16 protein-coding genes are annotated in these 20,396 nt (G+C 32.2%); 12 read left to right on the top strand and 4 right to left on the bottom strand.

Features of this window, described 5'->3' with window-relative positions:
* Positions 1–189: 189 nt before the first annotated feature.
* Positions 190–549, bottom strand: a complete 360-nt coding sequence (gene folB, locus LXH21_RS05595; RefSeq protein WP_239863280.1) for a dihydroneopterin aldolase — start codon at positions 547–549, stop codon at positions 190–192.
* A gap of 105 nt (positions 550–654) precedes the next feature.
* Between folB and LXH21_RS05590 the strand changes: the two genes are divergently transcribed.
* From LXH21_RS05590 to LXH21_RS05575, 4 genes are all read left to right on the top strand, one after another.
* Positions 655–2,778, top strand: a complete 2,124-nt coding sequence (locus LXH21_RS05590) for a glutamine--tRNA ligase/YqeY domain fusion protein (RefSeq protein ID WP_239863279.1) — start codon at positions 655–657, stop codon at positions 2,776–2,778.
* Between the two features lie 642 nt (positions 2,779–3,420).
* Positions 3,421–3,750, top strand: coding sequence for a YtxH domain-containing protein (locus LXH21_RS05585; protein ID WP_239863278.1), 330 nt, complete (start codon positions 3,421–3,423; stop codon positions 3,748–3,750).
* A gap of 31 nt (positions 3,751–3,781) precedes the next feature.
* On the top strand, positions 3,782–4,132 hold the full coding sequence (locus tag LXH21_RS05580) for a competence protein (protein WP_239863277.1): 351 nt from the start codon (positions 3,782–3,784) through the stop codon (positions 4,130–4,132).
* Positions 4,133–4,136: 4 nt separating this feature from the next.
* The gene (locus LXH21_RS05575) at positions 4,137–4,391 is read left to right on the top strand and encodes a DUF6327 family protein (RefSeq protein WP_239863276.1); all 255 of its coding nucleotides are present in this window, start codon (positions 4,137–4,139) and stop codon (positions 4,389–4,391) included.
* Between the two features lie 44 nt (positions 4,392–4,435).
* On the opposite strand, the gene LXH21_RS05570 is transcribed toward LXH21_RS05575, so the two are convergent.
* Positions 4,436–5,428: an SPFH domain-containing protein gene (locus tag LXH21_RS05570; protein WP_239863275.1), complete on the bottom strand. Its 993-nt coding sequence runs from the start codon at positions 5,426–5,428 to the stop codon at positions 4,436–4,438.
* 75 nt (positions 5,429–5,503) lie between these two features.
* Between LXH21_RS05570 and LXH21_RS05565 the strand changes: the two genes are divergently transcribed.
* Positions 5,504–6,145, top strand: a complete 642-nt coding sequence (locus LXH21_RS05565; protein WP_239863274.1) for a PorT family protein — start codon at positions 5,504–5,506, stop codon at positions 6,143–6,145.
* Positions 6,146–6,220: 75 nt separating this feature from the next.
* On the opposite strand, the gene gltX is transcribed toward LXH21_RS05565, so the two are convergent.
* Positions 6,221–7,726, bottom strand: coding sequence for a glutamate--tRNA ligase (gltX, locus tag LXH21_RS05560; protein WP_239863273.1), 1,506 nt, complete (start codon positions 7,724–7,726; stop codon positions 6,221–6,223).
* A gap of 160 nt (positions 7,727–7,886) precedes the next feature.
* Here gltX and LXH21_RS05555 point away from each other — a divergent pair, with 160 nt between their 5' ends.
* The 6 genes from LXH21_RS05555 to LXH21_RS05530 all read left to right on the top strand — a co-directional run bounded on the left by LXH21_RS05555 (position 7,887) and on the right by LXH21_RS05530 (position 18,089).
* On the top strand, positions 7,887–11,189 hold the full coding sequence (locus LXH21_RS05555; protein WP_239863272.1) for a hypothetical protein: 3,303 nt from the start codon (positions 7,887–7,889) through the stop codon (positions 11,187–11,189).
* Positions 11,186–11,596, top strand: coding sequence for an rRNA maturation RNase YbeY (ybeY, locus tag LXH21_RS05550; protein WP_239863271.1), 411 nt, complete (start codon positions 11,186–11,188; stop codon positions 11,594–11,596). Before LXH21_RS05555 ends, ybeY begins: the two co-directional genes overlap by 4 nt.
* A gap of 137 nt (positions 11,597–11,733) precedes the next feature.
* Positions 11,734–13,605 (top strand): tRNA uridine-5-carboxymethylaminomethyl(34) synthesis enzyme MnmG, encoded by a 1,872-nt coding sequence (gene mnmG, locus LXH21_RS05545; protein WP_239863270.1) that lies wholly within the window; start codon positions 11,734–11,736, stop codon positions 13,603–13,605.
* A gap of 273 nt (positions 13,606–13,878) precedes the next feature.
* Positions 13,879–14,727 carry a class I SAM-dependent methyltransferase gene (locus LXH21_RS05540; protein ID WP_239863269.1) on the top strand — a complete coding sequence of 283 codons (849 nt, stop codon included), beginning with the start codon at positions 13,879–13,881 and terminating at the stop codon, positions 14,725–14,727.
* A 244-nt stretch (positions 14,728–14,971) separates the two neighbouring features.
* A complete protein-coding gene (locus LXH21_RS05535) occupies positions 14,972–15,553 on the top strand; it encodes an OmpH family outer membrane protein (protein WP_239863268.1) in 582 nt (193 codons plus the stop codon).
* Between the two features lie 262 nt (positions 15,554–15,815).
* Complete coding sequence (locus LXH21_RS05530) at positions 15,816–18,089, top strand: helix-turn-helix domain-containing protein (RefSeq protein WP_239863267.1); 2,274 nt, start codon at positions 15,816–15,818, stop codon at positions 18,087–18,089.
* Positions 18,090–18,600: 511 nt separating this feature from the next.
* Here LXH21_RS05530 and LXH21_RS05525 read toward each other — a convergent pair.
* The gene (locus tag LXH21_RS05525) at positions 18,601–19,167 is read right to left on the bottom strand and encodes a DUF6515 family protein (RefSeq protein WP_239863266.1); all 567 of its coding nucleotides are present in this window, start codon (positions 19,165–19,167) and stop codon (positions 18,601–18,603) included.
* 335 nt (positions 19,168–19,502) lie between these two features.
* Here LXH21_RS05525 and LXH21_RS05520 point away from each other — a divergent pair, with 335 nt between their 5' ends.
* Positions 19,503–20,333: a DUF6503 family protein gene (locus tag LXH21_RS05520; RefSeq protein ID WP_239863265.1), complete on the top strand. Its 831-nt coding sequence runs from the start codon at positions 19,503–19,505 to the stop codon at positions 20,331–20,333.
* The last annotated feature ends 63 nt before the right edge of the window (positions 20,334–20,396 follow it).

The following is a 20,396-nucleotide window of genomic DNA, read 5'->3' as shown; positions in this document are numbered from 1 at the left end:
GTGACAAAAGTAATCAAAAACTTTAAAAATTAAAACTTAAAAGATTAAAACTTTAGAATATAAATTTAAGTTTCAATAATACTTTCTTTTCATTTAGTATAACTACCACTAATTAAAGTAGTTGATTGATTCTTTTGTACAAATTAATTTTGTACAAATTTTTAATTGCTCTTGTTCCTTAGACTTTTATTAATTTCTATCTTCTGTAAGCTCTACAGTAACAGATTCTACATCTCCACCAATAGGAGGATTTAATTTTGAAACTCCAATAGTTACTTTACTTACTTGCGGTAGCTCCTTGAATGTTCTAAATATAATTCTTTGTGCTACATGTTCTAATAATTTTGATCGAATAGCCATTTCTTCAACAACAATCTTATTTAGTAAGACGTAATCTACAGTATCGTTTAGCTCATCTGATAGGCAAGAGGTGGTCAAATCTGTTTTTATTTTTAGATCTACGCTGTAGTCAGATCCTATTTTAGATTCTTCGACTAGACAACCATGAAAGGAAAAAGTTCTAATATTTTTTAATTTTATAACACCCATAATATTTGTTTAAATTTGCAAGTTGAAAATTGCAGGTTCATAGTCTTAACTTTAAACCTGAAACCTAAAACCTTTTTTTTATCTTTGCTAAAATAAAACAAAATAATGGCTACCGACGATAAATCGCTTAATTTTATAGAACAAATCATTGAAGAAAATCTAGCAAATGGTTTTCCACAAGACCAATTGCGTTTTCGTTTTCCACCAGAGCCAAATGGCTATTTACACATTGGTCATGCTAAATCAATTTGCTTACAATTTGGTCTAGGGTTAAAGTACAATGCTCCAGTTAATTTACGTTTTGATGATACCAATCCTGCCAAAGAAGAACAGGAATATGTTGATGCAATAAAAGAAGATTTAAATTGGTTAGGCTTTGAATGGGCTGAAGAACGTTATGCATCTGATTATTTTCAACAGTTATATGATTGGGCTGTAAAGATGATTAATGATGGTAAAGCCTATGTGGATAGTCAGTCATCTGAAGATATGGCTGCGCAAAAAGGAACACCTACTCAAGCAGGTGTTGATGGTCCTTATAGAAACCGTTCTGTCCAAGAAAATTTAAGTTTATTTGAAGGTATGAAAAATGGTGATTTTCCTGAAGGAAGTCATGTTTTACGTGCCAAAATAGATATGGCATCTACAAATATGTTGATGCGTGATCCCTTAATTTATAGAGTATTACATCGCCATCACCACCGTACAGGTAATGATTGGAAAATCTATCCAATGTATGATTTTGCACATGGTGAAAGTGATTACATAGAACAAGTCTCTCATTCTATATGTACATTAGAATTTGTGATGCATAGAGAATTATACAATTGGTTTCTTGATCAGATTTATGACGAGAACAAAGTGAGACCACATCAGTATGAATTTGCTCGTTTGAATTTGAATTATACTGTAATGAGTAAAAGAAAACTTTTGCAGTTGGTTCAAGATAAAATTGTTAACGGATGGGATGATCCTCGTATGCCAACTATATCGGGTTTAAGAAGGAGAGGTTACACACCAAATTCTATTCGTAAATTTTGTGAAAATATTGGAGTTGCCAAGCGTGAAAATATAATAGATTTTTCTTTATTAGAGTTTTGTTTACGTGATGATTTAAATAAGATAGCTCCTAGAGTTATGGCTGTTCTTGATCCTGTAAAAGTGGTTGTCATTAATTATCCTGTATGTAAAGAAGAATTGTTGGATGCCGAAAATAACCAAGAAGATGAGTCTGCAGGTTTCAGAAAAGTACCATTTTCTAGAGAATTATATATTGAGAGAGAAGACTTTTTGGAAGTAGCTCCGCCTAAGTTTTTTAGACTTAGTATCGGTAATGAAGTTCGTTTAAAAAATGGTTATATCATTAAAGGAGAATCGGTTACTAAGGATGCATCTGGAAAGATAACAGAAATTCAGGTGTCTTATGACGAGGATAGTCGCAGCGGAAGTGGGAGTGAAGCATCACAACGTAAAGTTGCAGGAACATTACATTGGGTTTCTGTAGCGCATGCTATACCTGCCGAAGTTCGTTTATATGATCGATTGTTTATTGATGAAGCTCCAGATAGTCATAAAGAAAAGAATTTTCTAGATTTTATGAATGTAGATTCATTAAATGTTACCACTGCGTATTTAGAGCCAAGTTTGGCTACCGCACAAGTTGGTGATCAATTTCAATTTCAACGTCTAGGTTATTTTGCTGTGGACAAGGATTCTAATGATTCAAAATTAGTTATCAATAAGACAGTAGGTTTAAAGGATGCTTGGGAAGAGAAAGGTAAAAAGGATACTAACAGTATTAATAATTCTTTAAAAGATATTAATAAGTATTTTAAAGTTGGCAGCAGAGAAGAACGTATTGTAATTCGCAAAGCAATAGGTGAGACACTTGCAGGTATTTCAAATTATAGTTTGTTACAGACTTCTTTTAGAAAGAACATCAATAACAATAAGAGTTCATTATTGTTTGCAAATCTTATTTTAAAATATTCTTCTTTACAACTAGTAGATTATGATAGGGAAGAACTTTCTAAATTGTTTTTGATGTCTCTTCGAAGTGAATCATCTTTTGTTCGACTGAGAGCAATTTTAAATTTATTAGATTTAGAATTAGATGCAAATTATCTTCAATCTTTTAAAGATGAAATTATAAAATTAAAAGCAAATCCGACTAAGAGTACTACTGATCGGGAAAAAGAATTTATTGAAAAAATACTGAATAAATTTTAGTTATCAAAAGCACTTTTTTAAGTGCTTTTTTTTATGATTATTTTTTTCTATTTTAAATAATTATCGATAGATATTATTTATTAAAAATGACTTTGTTAGAATGTTTTTAATTATCGAAAAGTATTTTTCTATACATGTTTATATCTAGAGTATTTTTAAGCCTTTAAAACGCTTAATATTCGTTTTTATTCCCTTTTTGAGATGATTCTACTTCATTTTAATACCTATATTATTTTTTGTGGATTTTAATATATAGTGTAACTGGATTAAGGATAGAGATAAAAAATTAATTGTTTTATTCATTATTCACTTAATTGAATTTTTACAATACTGATTTTCTATTAATTTTATTTATGACACAATATTTTATTCTATTCAAAAGATATATGCTACTTCAATTCATCTACATCTTAATCAATTTATGATAATTACTTCTATATTTTAGAATGTTTTAAATAGGTTAAGAGTTTGTACAAATAATTTATAATAATGTAATTACGAATTTTTAGTCCTATTATTTAATATACCTCAATATATATTTCTTGAGGTATTTTTTTGTTAATTTTATTTAGATAATCTGTCTTTCAGTTGCTTCTGGCCTTTAGATTAACTATCTTTATGAAAATATAAAATAATAAAGTTATGTCAAATAATTCAGGAAAAGCAATTTTAGCACTATTAACAGGTGCTGCCATAGGGGCAGGAGTAGGTATCTTATTTGCTCCAGATAAAGGATCAAAAACAAGAGTTAAAATCAAAGACGGATACAAAGATGCTGAGAAAGATCTAAGGAAAAAATTCGATAAACTTTCAGAAGAAGTAAAAGCAAAAGTATCTGCAGGTAAAGTTGATCTTGAAGGAAGCTATGAAGATTTATTATCAAACATGAGTTATAAGACAGAGGATGTTATTTCTTTTCTTGAAATTAAATTATCTGAGTTGAAAGATAAAAACGCAAAACTTCAAAAATAATTTTAAACCTTAAAATAAAATAAGTTAGCGTATGGCATTCGAAGAATTAAAAGAAAATACGGAATACATTAAAGAGCAAGTACATTCCTATGTAGAACATAGTTTAGCTTATTACAAGCTTAAGTTCTTTAGGGTTATAATGAAATCAAGCGTTTCAATTATGAAATTCGTTTTAGTTTCTATTTCATTTTTAATGGTTTTGTTCTTTTGTTCCTTAGCATTAGCTTTTGCCCTAAGTATTTATTTTGGAAGTTATGCACTTGGTTTTGTTAGTGTAGCCGGACTTTATACTATTTTAACTTTGTTATTATTCATCTTTAAAAGAAAGTTAATTGAAGGTCCTTTTTTAAGAAAATGTTCTAAAATGTTTTTTAATAGTTAAATTTATGGAGAAAAAAGTATATAGTTCTTTTGAACAAATAGAATCAGATCTCGCTATTCTTGATATAGAGAAGCAAATTAATTATCAAAAAGTAATTCTAGGCGTTCAGAGGACAAAAGAGCAGTTCACACCATCGGGAATTACAAAAAATGTTTTCGGTGGGGTAGGAGACCTATTCTCAGGCTCCTATAGCAAATATTACAAGTTAGGTATTCCATTTGTTATCAAATGGTATTTAAACAAAAAAAGAAGCCATTAGGCTTCTTTTTTATTTTCTATCAATTCTAAATTGACGTAATCGAATTAATCTTCCTTTTCATTTTCGTCTTCCTCAACCTGCGGTTCAATAAATCTTGGGATTTCAAAATCTTCCTCTTTTTTCTTCTTCTTATTACCTTTTTTCATCATTTCGCCTACTTGATTGGATGCACTAAAAGAAGCTACCATGTTGTTTAACATTTCGCTTCCTGCTTGTGGAGAATTAGGTAACAATATTAAGTTAGAATTTGAATCTGCTCCAATAGCTTGTAAGGTATCATAATGTTGTGTTACAACGATCAATGCAGACGCTTCTTGTGAATTGATACCGACTCTGTTGAGGACATCAACACTTTCTACCAATCCTCTTGCAATCTCTCTTCTTTGATCTGCTATTCCTTGACCTTGTAGACGTTTACTCTCCGCTTCTGCTTTTGCTTTTGCAACAATTCTAATTCTAGAAGCTTCTGCTTCAAATTCTGCTACTGTTTTTTCTCTGTCTGCAGCATTGATTCTATTCATAGCATTTTTTACTTGGATATCTGGATCAATATCTGTTACCAAAGTATTGATAATAGTATATCCATAAGTAGTCATTGCTTCATTTAATTCACGCTTTACTGCAATTGCGATATCGTCTTTACGTTCAAAAACATCATCCAATTTCATTTTTGGTACTTCTGCACGTACAACATCAAATACGTAAGATGTAATTTGATCGTGTGCATATTCTAATTTGTAAAATGCATCATATACAGTTTCTCTAACAACCATAAATTGTACAGACACCTTCAATTTTACAAATACATTATCCTTTGTTTTTGTTTCGATAATAACATCCAGTTGTTGAATTTTTAAATTCATTCTTCCTGCAATACGATCAATTATCGGAATTTTAAGTTGTAGTCCCGATTGTCTAATACTATGAAATCTTCCAAATCGTTCGATAATTACTGCTGTTTGTTGCTTAACAGTAAAGAAGGAGGAGAGAAGGATAAATAAAGCTATGAATAATATAATAATTAATGTAATACCCATTTTTATAATTTTTGATTGATAATTCTTCTAAATTACTAAAAATACTTTAGGTTTGTGTTGATTCAATATTATAATATGAAAAAATCAATCTTTGCGTGCAGTTTGTTTTTCGCTTTCTTAGTTAGTTATGCACAATATGGTTATAGAGATTCTAATCGAATAAGTATCACTTTTGGTATCAATCAAACCACACTTAACACAAATAATTTTCGCACTTCGGCAGAAACAGGATGGAATGGTGGACTATCAATGCGTGGAAATTTTTACAATAATTGGGATATGGTATACAGTATTCAATTTAGCGAAAACAAATTTGCTCTGGCAACTCAAAAATTAGGAATAATTGATGAAGATGTTAAATACAAATTACCCGGCGGTCAAATATCTTTACAACTTAGTTATGTAGTATTGCCAAATCATCTGAGTATAGAGTTTGGTCCAATTGTGCAGGTAAATGGAAAATTAAAATTAGATGCTAATCAAGAGAACAATATTATTTCGGGAACAAATTTGTTTGCTAGAGATATTATAGATGTATCCAAGTTTAATTTTTATCCTACAATCGGTATCAGTGGCGGAAGCAAACATTTACGTCTTCATGTATTTTATCAGTACGGTTTAACTAATCTATTCGGCAATTTAAAGGATAATAGTATGGGTGCTGATTTAAAAGGTAATCTTGGTGTTATCAATGGTAATGTTATTGTTTACCTTTAGTTCTTTATATAAATTTAAACAAAATGCCCCCAAATAGAGGAATTCTATTTGGGGGCAGTTTTATTATATACGTTTTTATAAAATTGAAATTGCTTTATTAATTCTAGCAATTGTCTCATCTTTACCAATCACTTCAACAATATCAAATAGGTGTGGACCCTTCAAAGCGCCAACCAAACTCAATCGGAAAGGTTGCATTACTTTTCCCATTACAATTTCATTTACTGTCATCCATTCTTTTACAATTGTTTCAATATTCATTGAACTAAAATCTTCTATTGATTCTAGGACTACTATTAACTGTTGCATCAGTAAAGGTGTCTCTTCTTTCCAGTTTTTCTTTGCCTTAGCATCATACTCTGTTGGAGCCACAAAGAAAAAATCACTCATTTCCCAAAATTCAGTAACAAAATGAGCTCTTTCTTTAATCAAAGAAACGATTTTAGTCAACTTTTCTTGATTAACTTCTATTCCTTTTTCTTCCAAAATAGGGGAGTAGGCGATTGCTAAATCAGCATCAGCAGCTTGAACAAGGTATTGGTGGTTGAACCATTTATTTTTGTCTGGATCAAATTTTGCTCCTGCTTTGTGAACTCTGTTTAAATCAAATGAAGCAATCAGTTCATCTAGAGAATAAAGTTCCTTATCAGTACCATCATTCCAGCCCAACATGGCCAAGAAATTAATAACTGCCTCAGGAAAAAATCCATTTTCTTTATAACCACTTGATGTGCCTTCATCCGTTTTCCACTCTAATGGAAATACTGGAAAACCTAATTTATCACCATCACGCTTTGATAATTTTCCATTACCGATTGGTTTTAATATCAAGGGTAAATGTGCAAATTCTGGAGCTTCCCATCCAAAAGCTCTGTATAACAATACGTGCAACGGCATAGACGGTAACCACTCTTCACCACGAATAACATGAGAAGTTTCCATTAAATGGTCATCTACGATGTTTGCTAAATGATAGGTCGGCATTCCGTCACTTTTAAACAGTACTTTATCATCTAATAGGTTGGTATCAAATTTTACATCTCCGCGTATGATGTCTTGCAAATGTAAAGTTTCATCAACCGGAGTTTTAAATCGAATTACATAAGCATCACCGTTGGCAATTCGTTTGGCTGTTTCTTCTGTAGACAACACCAATGAAGTGTCTAGTTTTTCTCTATTGTGATGATTGTAGATAAAGGTTTTACCATTTTCTTCATGTTCTTTTCTATGAGCATCCAATGCATCAGCAGTATCAAAGGCATAATATGCCCATCCAGAGTTTATTAGTTGATCAGCATATTCTTGATACAAATGCTTTCTTTCACTTTGTTTATAAGGTCCAAATTTTTCATTTTTACCAATAGTTTCATCAGGAGCTATACCCAACCATTCTAATGCCTCCATAATGTATGCTTCTGCACCTGGTACAAAACGATTTTGGTCAGTATCCTCAATTCTCAAGAAGAAGGTTCCGCCATTTTTCTTTGCAAATAAATAATTAAATAAAGCGGTTCTCACTCCTCCAATATGTAATGGTCCCGTAGGACTTGGTGCAAAACGCACTCTAACTTGCTTTGACATTTGTTTAATTTTTTGGCAAATATACAATTTCAATTAGTCAATCTCTTTGTTTCCAATTGAGTTTGTGCTTATCTAATTCTAAAAATAGGTGTTTCTTAACATTTCTTATGCGATATAAATTACTACTTTTATTGGTTAATACATCTACAAGTAAATTATTTTGGAGCAAACTGTTTTCATTTATCAAAAGTTAGAATCATTCATTCGTAAATATTACACCAACGAGCTCATTCGTGGGAGCATTCTATTTATTGGTCTAGGGCTGTTGTATTTGCTGTTCACTTTGTTTATAGAATATTTTTTATGGCTGCAACCACTATCGAGGACAATTTTATTCTGGATATTTGATGCTGTTGAACTGTTTCTGCTGTGTCGTTTTATAGTTTTTCCGGTTTTTAAATTATTTAAAATTCAAAAAGGAATTAATTACAATCAAGCTTCGGCAATTATAGGAAATCATTTTTCAGAGGTAGAAGATCAATTGACAAACTTTCTTCAGTTATCTGAAGCATCTAATACTAATTTAAAATCTGAATTATTGATTGCTTCTATTGAACAGAAAGCAAATTCATTACAACCAATTCCATTTGGTAATGCTATTAATTTTAATGCAAATAAAAAATTAGTACCGCTTGCCTTTATTCCTATTTTATTATTTGCAGTATTCTATTTTTCTGGTAACAACGAAATTATTTCTCAAAGTTTGAATAGAGTAGTGCACCATAACCAAAAATTTAGTCCACCAGCGCCATTTGAATTTGTAGTATTAAATTCTAATTTTCGAACAGAACAAAACCAAGATTTTGTATTTAAAATTAAAACGGTTGGTAATGTTGTTCCAGAGAACGCAACAATTCATATAGGAAACGAGACTTATTTCTTAGAAAGCACTAAGACTGGTGAATTTAAGTATACCATTACCAATCCAGTAGATAACATATTGTTTCACGTGGAGGCCAATGGTGTAATCTCTCCGAATTATGAACTTATTGTAATTCAAGTTCCATCAATATCTAATTTCGAAATGGTTTTGAACTTTCCATCTTATCTTAGACGTAATTCCGAAATTATTAAAGGTACTGGAAACGCGATTGTTCCCGAAGGTACTCGAGTTTATTGGAAGTTAGCTACTGTTGCAACTCAGAAAGTTGATTTTGTATGTGCAAGTAGTTCCATTCCATTCCAATTTGCCAAAGGTGAATTTAGTTTTGCTAAAAGTATAAGTCAAGATACCGAATATCAAATTATTACTTCTAATAGAGATGTAAAGGACTTTGAAAAATTACAATATGAATTGCACGTAGTGAAGGATCAATTCCCAAGTATCAATGTTGGGTTTGCTCCAGACAGTTTAAAAATCAAAACGAAATATGTTTTAGGTCAAATTGCCGATGATTATGGATTACATAAACTGCAAGTAGTATATTATATCCAAGGAAAAGTCAATACTGCGAAACGTGGAACAATTCCCTTGAAAGGAAAAACGGTAGATCAGTTTGTTTTTACATTTCCTGCAAATCTACCAGTTGTGCAAGGTGTTGTGTATGATTACTATTTTGAAATATTTGATAATGATGCACTTCATAATTATAAAAGTTCTAAGTCAACTATTTTCTCTAATCGCGTATCTACAGAGGAAGAAAAGGTTGATGAAGTTTTTAAAGATCAGTCTGATAATATTAATGGATTGCAGAAATCATTAAGGGAACAAACAAAACAAATATCAACTCTTGATAAGTTGCAACAGCTAGGTAAAGAAAAAAACAATTTTGACTTTAAAGAGCAGCAAAATGTAAATGATTTTATACAACGCCAAAAGAAGCAGGACGATTTGATGAAACAGTTTACTGATAAGATGAAAGAGAATTTAGATGCTGTAAAAGACAATAAAAAAGATAATCTAAAAGAAGATCTTCAAAAAAGACTTGAGGAAACTAAAAAGGATCTGGATAAGAATGAAAAATTACTTGATGAATTGAAAGCTTTAAATGATAAAATTAAAAGTGAAGAACTTTTACAAAAGCTCGATAAATTTAAACAGAATAGTAAAAATCAAACTAAGAGTTTAGAGCAACTAATCGAACTAACAAAGAAATATTATGTAGAAAAAAAAGCCGAGCAGTTAGGAGAAAAATTAAATGATTTGGCCAACAAGCAGAATAAATTGGCCGACACTCCTAACGATGAATCTGCGAAGATGCAAGATAAGGTTAACAAAGATTTTGATAATATAAAGAAAGAGCTTAGTAATTTATCAGAAGATAATAAAGAATTAAAGACGCCTATTGATTTACCCAAAGAGGACGGTTTGAAAAAAGAAATTACAGAAGATTTAGATAAAGCTCATGAAGAGTTAAATAAAAAGAACAATGCAAAGGCAAAACCTAAGCAGAAAAGTGCCGCGCAGAAAATGAAGACATTGTCTCAGAAAATGAAAGAATCAATGGGCGATGATGAAAAGGAGAAATTAGAGGAGGATGTTAAAATGTTACGTCAGGTTCTAGATAATCTATTAGCTTTTTCTAAGTCCGAAGAAGATTTAATGAAGCAATTTAGAAACCTTAAACCAGGTTCACCGTCTTTAAATCGAAATATTAAATTACAACAAAATTTAAAAATACAATTCAAACATATTGATGATAGCCTTTTTGCAATGTCTTTGCGGAATGTTAAGATAGCTGAAGATGTTACCAAAGAAATTGGAAACATTCAGTATAATGTAGATAAATCATTAGATAGTTTCACTAATTCTCAATTATCCAAAGGGCTTTCTCATCAACAATACGTGGTAGCATCGGCTAATGTTTTAGGGGATTTTTTAAGTGAGATACTTTCAAATATGCAAATGTCTCTTTCTGGGAGTCCGGGAGGTAAACCTAAACCAGGACAAGGAGAGGGTAGCGGAATGCAGCTTCCAGACATAATTAAGAAACAGCAAGGACTGGGTGATAAACTTAAGGACGGTATGAAAGCAAGTTCTCCAGGTAGTGGCAAAGAAGGTTCAAGTGGAAAGGGGTCAAATTCAGGTGAAGGTAAAGGTAGTGAAGAGGGTGAAGGCAATGCTGAAGCTATTATGAAAATTTATAAAGAACAAAAAGAGTTACGTGAAGCTTTGGAGAATGAATTAAAAAAGCAAGGTTTAGGTCGGAATGGTTCTAATGCTTTAGATCAAATGAAGCAAATAGAAAAGCAAATATTAAACAAAGGTTTTAATAATGAAGTGCTTCAACGCATATTAAATGTTAAGCAGGAATTGCTGAAATTAGACACAGCTATTCAAGAACAGAATCAAGATAGTAAACGAGAATCGGAGACTAATAATAAAGCCTTTCAGAATAGTTCTAATGCGCTGCCAAATACTCTTTTAGAATATTTAAAGAGTATAGAAATTTTAAACAGACAATCGTTACCTTTGCGCTCTAATTTTGAACAAAAAGTTCAAGAATATTTTAATAAAAAATGATCAGTTTTAATTACGAAAATGAATTCAGTTTAGAAAACGAAGAAGCATACGCTACTTGGTTATCTGCGGTTATAGAATCAGAAAACAAAAAGGAAGGGGAAATAAATTATATATTTTGTGATGATGAGTATTTGCACAAGATCAATTTAGAATATCTCAATCATGATACTTTAACAGATATTATTAGTTTTGATTACTCTATGGGTAATGAATTGCATGGAGATATCTACGTCTCAGTTGAAAGAGTTTTGGATAATGCAAAAGACTTTGAAGTAAGTTTTGAAGAAGAATTGAAACGTGTATTAGTTCATGGTGTGTTACATTACTGTGGGTACAAAGACAAGTCTGATAAGGACGAGGCGTTGATGCGATCTAAGGAGGAGGAGAAAATGGCAATGTTTATTTAATTCTAAATCTAGTTGTTCCACGTGGAACAAGTGGTGGTAATGTAAAACACTATGGTTCGTGTTCCACGTGGAACAAGCCGATATGTTTTATAAAAAATTAATACAAATCCTGGCTTGCTAGGTAAATCATAAAAAATATGTTTCAAGAAGAATATGATGTAATTGTTGTTGGAGCAGGTCATGCAGGTTCAGAAGCTGCTGCTGCTGCTGCTAATCTAGGATCGAAAACATTGCTGGTTACAATGAGTTTGCAGAACATCGCACAAATGTCATGTAATCCTGCAATGGGTGGAATTGCCAAAGGACAGATAGTTCGTGAGATTGATGCGCTAGGCGGATACTCAGGAATTGTATCTGATAATACTGCGATTCAATTTAAAATGTTGAACAAATCTAAAGGTCCTGCAATGTGGTCTCCGCGTGTACAAAGTGATCGAATGCGATTTGCTGAGGAGTGGAGATTAATGTTGGAGGGAACGCCAAATTTAGATTTTTACCAAGAGATGGTAAAAGGATTAATTATTGAGAATAACCAAATCAAAGGAATTAAAACTTCGCTTGGAGTTGAGGTTCGCTCAAAGTCTGTTGTCCTTACAAATGGTACTTTTTTGAATGGTTTAATTCATATTGGTGAAAAACAATTTGGAGGAGGTAGAGCAGGAGAGAGTGCTGCTTTTGGAATCACAGAAGATTTAGTTAAAGTAGGTTTTGAATCTGGAAGAATGAAAACAGGAACACCTCCGCGTGTCGATGGTCGTTCTTTGGATTACTCCAAAATGAATGAAGAAAAAGGTGATGATAAGCCAAATAAATTTTCATATTCAGATGTAACACGTCCGCTCATTCATCAACGTTCTTGTCATATGACATATACTTCATTGGATGTTCATGATATATTGAGAGAAGGTTTTGATCGTTCGCCAATGTTTAACGGAAGAATTAAAAGTCTAGGGCCAAGATATTGCCCTTCAATAGAGGATAAGATTAATCGATTTGCTGATAAGGAACGCCACCAATTATTTGTAGAGCCAGAAGGTTGGAAAACTTGCGAGGTTTATGTAAATGGCTTTTCAACTTCTTTACCAGAAGATATTCAATTTAAAGCTCTTCGCTCTGTAGTTGGGTTTGAAAACGTGAAATTCTTTCGTCCAGGTTATGCAATCGAGTATGATTACTTTCCTCCAACGCAATTGAAACATACACTAGAAACTAAATTAGTGGAAGGTTTGTATTTCGCAGGACAAATAAACGGTACAACTGGATATGAGGAAGCTGCTTCCCAAGGACTAATGGCAGGTATAAATGCACATCTAAAAGTGCATGAAAAAGCGCCTTTAATTTTAAAACGTGATGAAGCCTATATTGGAGTTCTAATAGATGATTTGATTACCAAAGGTACCGAAGAACCATACAGAATGTTTACGTCTCGTGCTGAATATAGAACTTTATTGCGCCAAGATAATGCCGATTTTAGATTGACTCCTATGTCAAATGCAATTGGTTTGGCTTCTGATGAGCGCTTACGTCGAATGGAACATAAGTTCAATCAGTCTGAAAAAATGGTTTCATTTTTTAGAGATACTAGTGTGTCAATTGCTGAAACGAATCCAATACTAGAAGAGAAGGGTACGGCACTTATTTCACAAGGTGATAAGATGTTTAAAATTTTCTCTCGCCCGCAGATTGATTTGGAGGACATGAAGAAGTTTGAAAAAGTTCAAGAATTTATTTCACAAAATGAAGTAGATGATGAAATATTAGAGCAAGCAGAAATTCAAGTTAAATATTCAGGTTATATAGAAAAGGAAAGAAATAATGCCGATAAGTTAACGCGTCTAGAGGATGTAAAAATTCCAGAGGATTTTGATTTTCATAAGATAAAATCGATGTCAATAGAAGCAAAACAAAAATTGACTAAGATTCGTCCTGTGACAATATCTCAAGCTTCAAGAATTAGTGGTGTTTCACCTAGTGATATATCTGTCCTATTAGTACACATGGGTCGTTAAAATTTGAATGCTAGATTTGAACTTTGGTTTTAATCTAGCGTTTATCTGATGCAGTTTGATTTTTATTCGAAAGTAGCTGTAGATTATTATGCGACCTAGATTATAAATCTAATAACTATTATTTAATTAAAATAGGATGTTCCACGTGAAACTACCTTGTTAACCACTGCCATTGCTAAGAAAACTGTATAAATGTTTTAATTACAATTTAAACTTTGAATTTCACTCAGTAAGGACTGATGAAGACTTCACAATCGAATACTAAATATAAAAATGAATATTTCAAATAAAAAACACTTTCTAACTGTTAAAGATCATTCTGTCTCCAAAGAAACTTTTGAATTATATCACGATGAAACATTGGATATGCTTATTACGCATCCACAACCTAGTTTAGAAATGTTAGGTAAATATTATGAAAGTGAAGATTATATATCTCATACCGATAACAGAAGATCGTTTTTTGAAAAAGCGTACCAATTTGTAAAAGGCATTGCCCTGAAAAACAAATTGAATCTTATCAATAAAATGCAAATGTCTAAAGGTGCAATTTTGGACATTGGTGCAGGTACTGGAGATTTTCTAAATGTAGCAAAGGAAAACGGATGGAAAACAGTAGGGATAGAACCAAGCGATCGCGCCAAAGGTATTGCAATTACAAAAGGGATCGATTTTGTTGAATCTACTTCCGATTTGGATGCACACTCTTTTGATGTAATTACAATGTGGCATGTATTGGAACATGTTCCAAATCTTGATTTTCAAATAAAGGAGTTGAAGCGGTTGTTGAAACCTTCAGGTTCTTTAATAATTGCAGTTCCAAATTTTAAATCATTCGATGCAAAACATTATAAAGAATTTTGGGCAGCATATGATGTGCCAATACATTTTTGGCATTTTTCAAAAACAGCCATTCAAAAACTTTTTCTAAATGAAAAAATGGAATTGGAAAAAGTGCTACCTATGAAATTTGATTCTTATTATGTTAGTTTATTATCAGAAAAATACAAAACTGGAAGAATGAATTTTATTAAAGCATCTTTTATAGGATTACAGTCAAACATCAAAGCAAAAGCTAATTCAGAGTACTCATCACATATTTACGTCCTTAAAAATGCTTAAAAATCATTTTAAGCGATTTTAAGCGTATATTTTATTCGTAAACAGATACAACCTATCAAAATTTTTAAAATTAGCTTAAAATAAAGATATAAAAGCCGTTTTTTATAGCTTTCAATTATCTCATAACGAATAGTTATAGTTAAATCTAATAGTGAGAAAATGGTACAATTTTCAAACAATTTTAGGTTACTAATAAATTTTTTATATTTTTGTTCTAATCACATTTAATAACAAATAAACCAAAATGAAAAAAGTATTATTAATTACCGCAATGGCAGTTTCAATTCTATCATGTCAAAAAGCGGCCGAAGTAAAAGAAGTGAAAACAGCGTATGTTGATACTTCGGAATTAATGAAGGAATACACAGAGGCAAAAGATCTTGAAGCAAAATACAAAGCACAGTCTGAAGAAAAAGGAAGACAACTAGAAGCAGAGATAAATCGTTTCAAACAAGACGCTGCCAGCTTTCAATCACAAGCGCAAGCAAATGGTCAAGAGTGGGCACAGAAAAAAGGTGCTGAATTGCAAAAGAGAGAGCAACAATTAGGATATGCTCAACAAGCTTTATCACAACAACTGCAACAAGAGAGTGGTGCAGAAATGGACACACTAGTTACTGGCGTGAAAAAATTCATTAAAGAATATGGTAAAAAGAATGGCTATGCTTACATCTACGGTACAGGAGATGCAGCATCTGTTTTATATGCAGAAGAAAAATTTGATATTACAAAAACAATCATCAAAGAGCTAAATGACAAGTATGCTTCTAAAGAGAAAAAAGAAGAAAAAGTCGAGGAGAAAAAAGAAACTGAGGTTAAAAAATAATATCTCATAAATACATAATTAAGCCTTCATTCTAATTTAGAATGAAGGCTTTTTTGTTTTAGTGCAGTAATCAATTTACCTGTAATTAGTATCTGTCTTACTTTAAAATATGACCCCAAAATATAAGTCAGAAATCAAAATGACACTTTGCATCATAAGTTGTTAGGATGCAAATTTTCAATCTAAAAACTTTATTCTTTGACGTAACTACATATGATCAAAAAATGTAATTTTACGGTATCAATTTTATACTCTATACGCCATGCAAACATTAACTGAAGCCGCAAATTACACTTTACAATTTATCAATCAGACGCAACGATCTATCTTCTTGACAGGTAAAGCGGGTACTGGTAAAACTACGCTCCTGCGTCAAATTATTGAATCTACACATAAAAACACCGTGGTAGTAGCTCCAACTGGTATTGCTGCCTTGAATGCCGGTGGTGTTACCATACATTCAATGTTTCAACTACCCTTTGGCGGATTTATTCCAGCCTTTAATGTTGCATCTCAATTTAATGAGCGTGTTAAATTTGAATCTAAGGATACCCTAAGACGTCATTTTAAGATGAATGCTACCAAGAAAGCTGTCATTCAGAATATGGAATTGCTAGTGATCGATGAAGTAAGTATGCTACGTGCCGATTTACTTGATGCTATTGATTTTATGATGCAAACAGTGCGCAAGAAATCGATGCCCTTTGGAGGTGTTCAAGTGTTATATATTGGAGATTTACTGCAATTACCACCCGTTATCCGTGATGAGGAATGGAGCACATTAAGACAATATTACAGAGGAAAATTCTTTTTTCATTCGCATGCCGTTCAGCAAAGTCCACCTTTATATATCGAATTATCTAAAATCTTCCGCCAGAGCGACGATAAGTTTATTGCGGTCCTTAACAATTTACGAAACAACACAATTACAAACGCCGATGTGCAAGCGCTGAATCAATATGTGCAGCCCAATTTTGATCTAAAAGCCAATAAGGGTTATATTACCCTAACGACACATAACGTGAAAGCAGATACAATGAATGCGCAAGCTTTGACCGATCTAGAAGGAAGTTTGGTAAATTACAAACCAGAAATTACAGATGATTTTCCAGAGAAAATGTATCCCTTAGAAAAAGAACTTTCATTGAAAATAGGAGCACAGGTGATGTTTGTTAAAAATGATACATCCCCAGATAAACATTATTTTAATGGTAAAATGGGAATCATTAAGACGCTATCGCTTAAAGAAGTGCGGGTGCATTTTCCTGAAGAAAATAAAACAATTGAAGTTGATAAATACGAATGGCAAAACATTCGCTATAGTGTAGACCCAATGACAAAGGAGATACAAGAAGAGATTTTGGGCACATTTGTACAATACCCGCTGAAATTGGCTTGGGCGATAACGGTGCATAAAAGTCAAGGACTTACATTTGACAAAGCTGCGGTCGATGTTTCGCAAGTTTTTATGCCAGGACAGGCATATGTTGCATTATCGCGATTACGTTCTTTAGAAGGGCTTATTTTGCTTTCTCCCTTGCGTATGAACGGAATTTCCAACGACGAAGAAGTGATGGAATATGCACAAAATAAAGCTTCGGAGGAGGTTTTAAAAAATTCGTTGCACTTTGAAACTAAAAATTTTATTCATAACTACCTAATAAACAGTTTTGACTGGCAAGAATTGGCTCAAGAATGGCGTACGCACAGATACAGTTATAATGAAGATCCCGAATCACCAGCTAAGTCGGCTCATGCGGTTTGGGCAAATAAATATTTTATGATGATGGATGGGTTGTATGTATCGGCTCAAAAGTTCATCGTTCAGCTTAACTCTATCTTCAAACAAGAAACGGTCGATTTATTACACGTTTCACAACGAATCGATGCGGCGTTTAATTATTTCTTACCGGCTCTTGATGAATTAGTATTTGAAATTCTCTGGAAAATTGAAGAGGTTAAACGCTTGCAAAAAGCCAAAACCCGTTATGAAGAATTAAAAGCATTAGAAGATTTTCAGTCCAAATCGGTCTTACGTTTAATGAAAGCCAAACTATTGATAGAAACAGTAGTGGCTGGTGAGAGTATTTCGAAGGAAAAATTGACGTCCAATGATATTAAAAATTATTTATCTCGAAAAACAAACGCGATTCAAAATCAATTTAAAGAGACTCATATTACTTTAATTGAAGATGAAGCCGATATTGATCGTTACGCTGCTAAGAAAAAAACAGATAAAAAAGTCCCAAAAAAATCTACTGTAGATGAAACATATGATTTGTGGATAGCAAAAAACAGTGTTGCTGAAATTGCAGAACTTCGCAAAGTGACACCGCTCACTATCGAAGGTCATCTAGTTAAACTAATTCAAGCCAAGAGAGTTTCTATAAATGAAATATTGCCCGATGATAAAATAGTAGAATTAAGAGAAGCTTTTCAATTTTACCAGGAAGAATCCTTGACACCAATGAAAGAAAAATTAGGTGATAAATTTAGTTGGGAAGAATTAAAAATGTTTAAAGCAAGTTTGAATTAGATTCTTATTTAAATTTTATATACATACATGATTGTTAGAAATATATGTCTCGACTGCGCTTGACTTGACAAAGAATCTGCTTATTCAGAACCAGCAGTCAATTCGATCAAATTTTTAGTGCATAAAAATGTCTCGACTGCGCTCGACTTGACAAAGAATTTTTTTACTGGATACTGGGTATCTCATCGAGTGAGGTAGAATGTTTTGAATTGTAACTCGAGTTTGTATTAGGGATAGGAGCGATTGTTTGAGCTCTTATTACGTAGCCCAGGAGATTAAAGCGAGTGTGTATAGCCAGTACCGCAGAAAATGCTAAAATAAGCGTTTTTAAGACTTAATTTTATAGGACCACATTATTTTATTGTTTTTAGTCTTAAAACCTTCTAAACCGCATAAAACAGGGCGTTCTAAGGTAGATATTATCTTGTTTATTTAAAAATTAAAGGGTCTTCATCAATAATGACGAAGACCCTTTAAACATTTGAATTATAACAACCTTTTATTCTTTTAATTAATTGGCATCAATAAAACCTACCACTTCGTAAGCTCTTGCACCGTTATCTTGTACTTTTTCATATAGTATGTTTCCATATTCATAATAAGTTTGACCATCAATAGTCACTTTTTCATAATCACTCGGAAGCTCGTAAACTATAGTTCCAATCTCTGGGTCTACTACTTCATAATCGCTACCGCTCTGGATGTAAAACATTCCCTGAGACTGAAAATAGTTATGATTTTTGAAATTAACTTTTACGAAATTTTGAGGTAATACACGTGTTTTAAAACCTACTTTGGGCATTATATTTACGTAATGACCTTGTGAATATGTGTAATATTTATTGTTTGAATAATAGTAATTTTGTCCATTGTATTTGATGTTAGTTTTGTTGGGTAATGTACGCACAGTGGCTACCTTACTTTTAGGCGTTTTATAAACCACTTTTGATGATGGTACTCTTTTTACCGAAACTTTTTTTGTAGCTACCGTTTTGGTAGTTCTGTTTTGAGCAGTTACTTCTGTAATTCCAGAAAGTAGAACGATGCTTAATACGATAGTTTTATAAATATTTTTCATAATAGTTGAATTTAAATTAATGTTTTTCTAATCATTGGGTTAAAGGTATTTTAATTACATCTGTCTCAAAAAGCAAATAGACGTTGTGACTATTTACATCTATAAACAGTTTGATTTCATAGATTAGATTAATTTTCAAAATTATATAATTGCATGATAATGAATTATTTCTTTCGAAATATAATATTCTGTTAAATGGCTTTTTTGTATCTAAATGAATGATTAGGTTAGCAAATATTCTATTTTTTTGAGGTTGATATGCCAAATGATGCAGAATCCTCAATACAATATCGTCTGATACATCAGACGATATTTAATTTCAAATTTTATCTATTATGAAAGGTTCTTTATGTTTGAGTTTGGCTTTGGTCGTTGGTTTAAGTAGTTGTAATAATTTAAAGTCTACTTCCGATAATCATCAAGAAAATGCAACTGCTGTTGCAGTTCCTAGTTTTCAAAACAAAGGTCACGAGCTAGTTTACAACATGGTTCAAAAGGTTGGGGATTTTAATAAGTTGTTGCAAAAGCACGACGTTACTTATACAAACTCTTATCAAACACCAGATGGCAAGACTGATGTGTCCAATGAAAAATATATTTTTTCAGGAGAATTATCATATGGAAAATTAGATCGTCATGAACGCACTTTCCCCGAATTAGAAGGAACAATTGAGCAAGGATATGACGGAAGCGATTACTGGTTCAAACACAATGGTGTCTCTTTAGATAATGAGAAAATTATTCAGAGAGTTCGTTTTAGTAGACCTACAAATTTTTACTGGTTTGCAATGATGCAAAAGTTATTAGATCCAGGAATTACCTATGTTTATATAGGTGAGAAAGTAATCAAAGGAAACGCTTATGATGTGGTTAAAATAGCTTTTGAATCTAATGACAATAAGCCTAAAGATACCTATCAATTATATATTAATAAAAAGACAAATTTGGTAGATCAGTTTTTATTTACTGTTGTCGATTACGGTAAAACAGACCCTATGTTGATGCAGCTTGAATATGTAAATGTAGATGGAATTTTAATTCCAGCAAAAAGAAAATATAAAAGTTCTGACTGGGATGCTATAGAAACTGACAAGCCCTGGATTATGGTTAACTGGACCAACATAAAATTTTCAAACGATTTGACAGTCGAAGATTTCAAAAAATAAGGCTACAAAAAACCTCCAATCAGCATCTGGCTTATTGGAGGTTTTGTTTATAATTAAAATGGT

It is taken from the genome of Flavobacterium algicola, assembly GCF_022399565.1.
Lineage (GTDB): Bacteria > Bacteroidota > Bacteroidia > Flavobacteriales > Flavobacteriaceae > Flavobacterium > Flavobacterium algicola.
Note: the sequence above shows the minus strand (reverse complement) of the source record. Positions and strands in the feature narration are given on the sequence as shown.